5 protein-coding genes are annotated in these 4,757 nt (G+C 65.4%); 3 read left to right on the top strand and 2 right to left on the bottom strand.

Annotated elements, in window-relative coordinates:
* Positions 1-52 precede the first annotated feature (52 nt).
* A complete protein-coding gene (rnt, locus tag RI841_RS14445) occupies positions 53-718 on the bottom strand; it encodes a ribonuclease T (protein WP_310706332.1) in 666 nt (221 codons plus the stop codon).
* 144 nt (positions 719-862) lie between these two features.
* On the opposite strand from rnt, the gene RI841_RS14440 reads away from it, so the two are divergent.
* The 3 genes from RI841_RS14440 to RI841_RS14430 all read left to right on the top strand — a co-directional run bounded on the left by RI841_RS14440 (position 863) and on the right by RI841_RS14430 (position 3,679).
* Positions 863-2,083 carry an argininosuccinate synthase gene (locus tag RI841_RS14440; protein ID WP_310706331.1) on the top strand — a complete coding sequence of 407 codons (1,221 nt, stop codon included), beginning with the start codon at positions 863-865 and terminating at the stop codon, positions 2,081-2,083.
* An 82-nt stretch (positions 2,084-2,165) separates the two neighbouring features.
* Positions 2,166-2,471 (top strand): HlyU family transcriptional regulator, encoded by a 306-nt coding sequence (locus RI841_RS14435; RefSeq protein ID WP_310706330.1) that lies wholly within the window; start codon positions 2,166-2,168, stop codon positions 2,469-2,471.
* 80 nt (positions 2,472-2,551) lie between these two features.
* The gene (locus RI841_RS14430; protein ID WP_310706329.1) at positions 2,552-3,679 is read left to right on the top strand and encodes a DUF294 nucleotidyltransferase-like domain-containing protein; all 1,128 of its coding nucleotides are present in this window, start codon (positions 2,552-2,554) and stop codon (positions 3,677-3,679) included.
* Positions 3,680-3,812: 133 nt separating this feature from the next.
* On the opposite strand, the gene RI841_RS14425 is transcribed toward RI841_RS14430, so the two are convergent.
* The coding region (locus RI841_RS14425) for an ATP-binding protein (RefSeq protein ID WP_310706328.1) at positions 3,813-4,757 on the bottom strand (945 nt) is incomplete at its 5' end.

The raw sequence follows: 4,757 nt of genomic DNA, 5'->3' as shown, positions 1-4,757 counted from the left end.
CAGCTTCCAGCTTCCAGCTTCCAGCTTCCAGCTTCCAGCTTCCAGCTTCCAGCTACGCCTCGTCCATCCCCTGCTCCTTCTGGGCCAGGGCCCAGCCACCCAGGTCCTTGTAGCGGTTGACCATGGCACAGAACAGCTCGGCGGTGCGCTCGGTATCGTAGCGCGCCGAGTGGGCGGCGCTGTTGTCGAACTCGATACCTGCGGCGCGACAGGCCCGGGCCAGCACGGTCTGGCCATAGACCAAGCCGCCGAGTGATGCCGTGTCGAAGCTCGAGAAGGGGTGGAAGGGGTTACGCTTGATGCCACAACGGTTGACCGCCGCGTTGAGGAAGCCGTGGTCGAAGGCGGCATTGTGACCGACCAGAACGGCCCGGGTACAGCCATGGGCCTTGATGGACTTGCGAACGGGGCGGAAGATCTCGCCCAGTGCCTCGGCCTCGCTGACGGCGATCTGTCGGCGCAGCGGGTCATCGAGGCGGATTCCGGTAAAGTCCAGTGCCGACTGTTCCACATTGGCCCCCTCGAAGGGAGTGACATGGTAGGCATAGGTGGCGTCGGGAATCAGGTTGCCCTCCGGGTCCATGGTCAGCGTCACTGCGGCGATCTCGAGGATCGCATCGCCCTCGGGATTGAATCCGCCGGTTTCCAGATCCACCACCACGGGCAGAAAGCTGCGGAACCGCTGCGCCATGAGTTCGCGGACGATCGCCTCGCTCATGCACCTCTCCTTGTCTGGGCCATCGTGTCTCGAAACCGCGAAAGTCTAGCAGCTTGCCATCCATGAGTCGCGTCGCCGGTATTCGCTGCTGGCTCGGCGCGCTATAATCGCTTTCTTTGAGAACGTTACTAGAGGAGCCTCAGCATGTCCGATGTCAAGAAGGTCGTGCTCGCCTATTCTGGCGGCCTGGACACGTCCGTCATCGTCAAGTGGTTGCAGGAAACCTATGACTGTGAGGTCGTGACCTTCACCGCCGACATCGGTCAGGGTGAGGAGGTCGAGCCGGCCCGTGCCAAGGCCGAGGCGCTGGGCGTGAAGGAGATCCATATCGAGGATCTTCGCGAGGAGTTCGTACGTGACTACGTCTACCCGATGTTCCGCGCCAACACCCTCTACGAGGGCGAGTACCTGCTAGGCACTTCCATCGCACGCCCGTTGATCGCCCGTCGCCTGATCGAGATCGCCAATCAGACGGGTGCCGACGCCATCTCCCATGGGGCGACCGGCAAGGGCAACGATCAGGTGCGCTTCGAGCTCGGCGCCTACGCGCTGAAACCGGGTGTCAAGGTGATCGCGCCGTGGCGCGAGTGGGACCTCAACTCCCGTGAGAAGCTGATGGCCTACTGCCAGCAGCACGACATTCCGGTGGACTTCTCCTCCAAGAAGAAGAAGTCGCCTTACTCGATGGATGCCAACCTGCTGCACATCTCCTATGAGGGCGGCATCCTCGAAGACCCCTGGGCCGAGGCCGAGGAGGACATGTGGCGCTGGAGCGTGTCGCCTGAAGCCGCACCGGATACGCCCACCTATGTCGAGCTGACCTTTGATCGCGGCGACATCGTGGCCCTCGACGGCGTGCCGATGAAGCCCCATGAAGTGCTCGAGAAGCTCAACAAGCTGGGCGGCGACAACGGCATCGGACGCCTCGACATCGTCGAGAACCGCTACGTGGGCATGAAGTCCCGTGGCTGCTACGAGACGCCGGGGGGCACCATCATGCTGCGTGCCCATCGCGCCATCGAGTCGCTGACCCTCGATCGCGAGGAGGCACACCTCAAGGACGAGCTGATGCCCAAGTATGCCGAGGTGATCTACAACGGCTACTGGTGGAGCCCGGAGCGTCGCATGCTGCAGGCGGCCATCGACGAGACCCAGAAGACTGTCTCCGGCGTGGTGCGCATGAAGCTCTACAAGGGCAGTGCCACCGTGGCGGGCCGTCGTTCCGAGCAGTCGCTCTTCGACGAGTCCATCGCCACTTTCGAGGACGATGCCGGTGCCTACGACCAGAAGGATGCCGAGGGCTTCATCAAGCTCAACGCGCTGCGCCTGCGCATCGCTGCCGGCAAGGGTCGCCGGCAGGACTGAGTCTGACCGTCATGCCCTTCCTCGACGCCGGCGTTCTGCCGGCGTCGTCGTGTCGAGGCTTACTACTTGTGAGGAGAGCACCATGCTCAAGAAACTGTTATCCGGCCTGCGCGGCGGCAGCAACGGCAAGTCCGGTAACACCGAGACCGCCGAGCCGGTGGAGTACAAGGGCTACCTGATCATCTCAGAGCCCGCTGACCAGGGCGGGCAGTACCGCGTCAGCGGCTGGATCCGCAAGCCATTGCCGGCTGCCGACGGCGAGGAGGGCAGGATGCTCGAGCATCGTTTCGAGCGTTCCGACATGCTGCCCGGTCGAGAGGCCTGTGACGCCTTGATGGTCAGCAAGGCGCAGCGCTTCATCGACGAGGTCGGCGACGAGATGTTCTAGACCGCTCACCCCAGTGGTCCCGTCGGGTGCCCCCGCTATACTTCAGGACATGCCGATCCATCCCGTGATCTGGAGTCTCCATGCGCCTGCTGCATCGACCTTCGTCCTGGCGAGAGCTCTTCGCCACCGACGTGCTGCCCGATCCCAGCGGCTGGCCACCGCTGCTGGCCCCACTGCGTCAGGCCTTGGTGAACCTGGGGCCCACCCCCGAGCTGGCCGAGGCTCACGCCTGGCAGGGCCAACTGGTGGAGGCCCTGGACCGGCTCGATTTGCCCGCCTGGCGAATCAGCCAGCTGATCAGCGATCACAATGACTGGCTCTACCGGCGAGCCATCACGCTCTCCCTGGATGAGATGCGCGGCCTGGGCTGGGGGCCACCACCGGTGGCCTTCTGCGTGCTGACCCTCGGGTCGGGGGCGCGCCACGAGAGCCTGCTGGCGCCGGACCAGGACAACGCCATGATCATCGCCGACTATCCTGATGACCGGCATACCGAGATCGACGGCTACTTCCAGTCGCTGGGCGAGCGCTTCACCGCGCGCCTCGACGCGGCCGGGATTCCGCTCTGCCAGGGCCATGTCATGGCGCGCTGGCCGATGTGGCGCAAGCGTCTCTCGGAGTGGCGCGTACAGCTCGAGATCTGGACCGCGGAGCGTCGCGTCAAGCGGGTCCAGCAGGCCAACATCCTGCTCGACTTCCACCCGGTCCATGGCGAGGCCGCCCTCGCCGAGGCGCTGGCCGATCGGGTGGCCAGTCTGATGCCGAGATCGCATCTGTTCCTCGACGAGATGGCGAGCCTGATCGATGAGCTGCCGGTGGCCCTGGACCGGCTTGGCCGACTCAGCGGCGACGGCGAGGGCGCCCCCCATGAGCGGGCCATCAACCTCAAGCACCAGGGGATGCTGCCGCTGGTGAATGCCGTGCGCCTGTTGGCCGTTCGCCACGGGGTGCGCCCGCCGGATACTCGCTCACGGCTGGTGGCGCTGGTGATGCAGGAAGTGCTTAGCCCCGAGCGTGCCCGGGCCCTGACCGCGGCGTTCGAGCGATTACAGGCGCTGATGCTCGACGAGCAGCGTCTGGCCCTGACCGAGGGACGCAGCCCCGATGGCTGGGTGGATATCGCCCGCCTGGGCGAGGAGCAGCGCCAGCTGTTACGCCACGACCTGTTGCAGATCCGGGCGCTTCAGAAGAGTGCGCGGAAGCCATGACCGGGCTTCGCCCGGAGCTGTCAGCGATAAGCTTTAAGCTGTAAGAAAACCCCTTTCCGTGAGCCTTGGTGGCGGCACCCTGGCTTACGGCTTACGGCTTACGGCTTACGGCTTACGGCTTACGGCTTACGGCTTACGGCTCCGGCGTAGCCGGGGGTGCCTCGGGAAGCTCCATGACCAGGCAGGCGCCGCCCAGGTTTGGCGCTTCCTCGGCCCACAGTCGCCCGCCCAGATGGGCGACGATGCCACGGCTGATGGGCAAGCCCAGCCCGCTGCCTCGGGGGCGTCCGCGCGCCTCACCCCCTTCCTGCTGCTGAATCTGGTGGAACTTCTCGAAGACTCGTTCGCGCTCATCCTCGGCGATGCCGGGGCCGTTGTCCTCCACGGCGAGGCGGTAGTGATCCTTGTAGCGCTCGAGGCGCAGCAGTACCTGCGGATGGTCGTCGGCGGCGAACTTGCCGGCGTTGTCGAGCAGATTGATGATCACCTGTTCAAGACGGTCCGGGTCACCGATGACCGTCGCGGTCTCCGGCGTGATCTCGACCTCCAGGCTCACCCCGCGATCCTCCTGCAGCCGCTGCACCGCATCCACGCTGTGGCGGGCCAGGGCCACCAGGTCCAGGCGCCGGGGCTCGAGGGTCAAGCGGCCGCTCTCGAGCCTGGCCAGGTCGAGAATCTCCTCGATCAGCCTCGAGAGCCGCTGGCTCTCGCGCACCACCACGTCGAGGAAGTGGCGGCGTTTCTCGTCGGGCAGGTCGTTGCTGTCGCGCAGGATCTCGGCAAAGGCGCGAATCGAGGTGAGGGGCGTGCGCAGCTCGTGACTGACCATGGCCACGAACTCGTCCTTGAGGCGGTCGAGTTCGCGCAGGCGCTCGTTGGCCGCGCGCAGCTCCTCACTGGTGCGCGCCAGCTCACAAGACTTCTGCTCCAGGCGACGGTTGACCTCCAGGGTCTCGGAGGTGGTGTCGAGGATGCTGAGAATCGATTCGAGGTTCAGGGCCTCGCCGCGCACGACCGAGTCGATCAGTACCCGCGCCGAGGCGCTGCCCAGCGAACCGGCCAGGGCCTGTTCGGCTTG

Source organism: Halomonas sp. (genome assembly GCF_031581305.1).
Taxonomy (GTDB): Bacteria; Pseudomonadota; Gammaproteobacteria; order Pseudomonadales; family Halomonadaceae; genus Halomonas.
This window is presented reverse-complemented; position numbering and strand designations above follow the sequence as displayed.

Excerpts from the sequence above, each read along its gene's own strand:
- rnt (WP_310706332.1), bottom strand. The coding sequence starts at position 718 with ATGAGCGAGGCGATCGTCCGCGAACTCATGGCGCAGCGGTTCCGCAGC.
- RI841_RS14440 (WP_310706331.1), top strand. The coding sequence starts at position 863 with ATGTCCGATGTCAAGAAGGTCGTGCTCGCCTATTCTGGCGGCCTGGAC.
- RI841_RS14435 (WP_310706330.1), top strand. The coding sequence starts at position 2,166 with ATGCTCAAGAAACTGTTATCCGGCCTGCGCGGCGGCAGCAACGGCAAG.
- RI841_RS14430 (WP_310706329.1), top strand. The coding sequence starts at position 2,552 with ATGCGCCTGCTGCATCGACCTTCGTCCTGGCGAGAGCTCTTCGCCACC.